At 43.3% G+C, this 1,639-nt stretch carries 2 protein-coding genes; one reads left to right on the top strand and one right to left on the bottom strand.

Annotated features, from left to right (window positions below; all coding sequences use genetic code 11):
* A partial coding sequence (locus tag CXF78_RS21520; RefSeq protein ID WP_180957197.1) for a methyl-accepting chemotaxis protein occupies nucleotides 1-950 on the top strand: 950 nt, incomplete at its 5' end.
* 152 nt (nucleotides 951-1,102) lie between these two features.
* Here the strand turns inward: CXF78_RS21520 and rpiA are convergent.
* Nucleotides 1,103-1,639 (bottom strand): ribose-5-phosphate isomerase RpiA (gene rpiA, locus CXF78_RS16820; RefSeq protein ID WP_102037418.1); only part of this gene is annotated, 537 nt, incomplete at its 5' end.

The following is a 1,639-nucleotide window of genomic DNA, read 5'->3' on the forward strand; positions in this document are numbered from 1 at the left end:
CAATTGAAAAAAGTAAGGACTTATCAATGCGTTGCGATGAGTCAGGTAATGATGAATTATCGAAAATCGCCTATCATTTCAACCAAATGGTAATAACGTTCCAAGAATTGATCCAGCAAGTGGACGAGTCGGTTACAGCAATGAATGAGTCGTGCCAAGAGCTGTCTCGAAATGCAATGACAGCTTCGGAAGGTGTGTTACGTCAGCTTAATGAAACCGACATGGTGGCCACAGCCGTTACCGAAATGGGGGCTACCATTGACGAAATTGCCAAAAATACAGAACTGGCGGCCGGTAAAGCCAGTCAAACTCATGAGAACGCTCAATCTGGTCAACAGGGTGTAGAACTTACCGTTCAAAAAATCACCCTGCTAGCTAAGCAATTAGCCGATTCAGCCTCAGTGGTTACCGAACTTGAGCGAGACAGTGTCACGATTGGTAGCGTGCTTGATGTGATTAGGGGCATTGCAGATCAAACAAACTTATTAGCATTAAACGCGGCGATTGAAGCAGCAAGAGCGGGGGAGCAAGGTCGTGGTTTTGCGGTTGTTGCCGATGAGGTTCGTACGCTAGCCTTAAGAACACAAACGTCGACTCAAGAAATTTCCAGCATCATTTCAACCTTACAATCCCGAACTCATTCTATTGTTGAGCTTATGCAAGAAAGTCAGCAACAAGGGCGAGAAAGTGCTGAACAAGCTGCCATCGCGGGTGAAGTATTACGCACAATTACCAATGACGTGACCAATATTATGGACATGAGTACTCAAATTGCTGCGGCAATTGAAGAGCAAAGTATGGTAGCTGCAGAGGTGGGTAAAAACGTGGTAGTTATCCGTGATATTGCCGATGAATCATCACAAGCGGCTGAAGAAAATGCCGCGGCTTCTGAAGATGTAAGAATACGAGCCAAAGCACTGCATGAAGCGGTTAGCCAGTTTAGAGTGTAAGGTTTTGTCACAGTGACAAAACAGATAATAAAATGGCCTAGCATTGCTGCTAGGCCATTTTTTTTAGCTAATTAAGCTAACTCTGTATGTTAACTTTTTACGCTAAATGTGTTTGCTCAACAATCAGATAGGCTAAGCGAATATTTTAGCTTTTAGAGTGTGATGGTGTTAACGCCATCAGGGGTGCCTACGAGTAGTACATCGGCACCGCGGTTCGCAAATAAACCATTTGTCACAACACCGACGATGGCGTTGATTTTAGTTTCCATCACTTTAGGGTCTAGAATTTTCATATTGTAGACATCTAAAATAACGTTGCCGTTATCGGTTATTACGCCTTGACGGTAAACTGGATCTCCACCTAATTTTACCAACTCACGTGCCACATAAGATCGTGCCATCGGGATGACTTCAACAGGCAATGGAAACTCACCTAAAATTGGCACTTGTTTGGTATTATCTACAATACAAATAAACCGTTTTGCTACCGCCGCGACAATTTTTTCGCGAGTTAATGCAGCTCCGCCGCCTTTAATCATGTCCATGCGGTCGTTAATCTCGTCCGCGCCATCAACATAGACATCTATCAAATCAACACTGTTTAAATCAAATACTTCAATGCCAAGTTCAATGAGTTTTTTAGTTGATGCTTCAGAGCTTGATACCGCACCTTCAATATCATCTTTCAT

Source organism: Shewanella sp. 11B5, from assembly GCF_002836795.1.
Taxonomy (GTDB): Bacteria; Pseudomonadota; Gammaproteobacteria; order Enterobacterales; family Shewanellaceae; genus Shewanella; species Shewanella frigidimarina.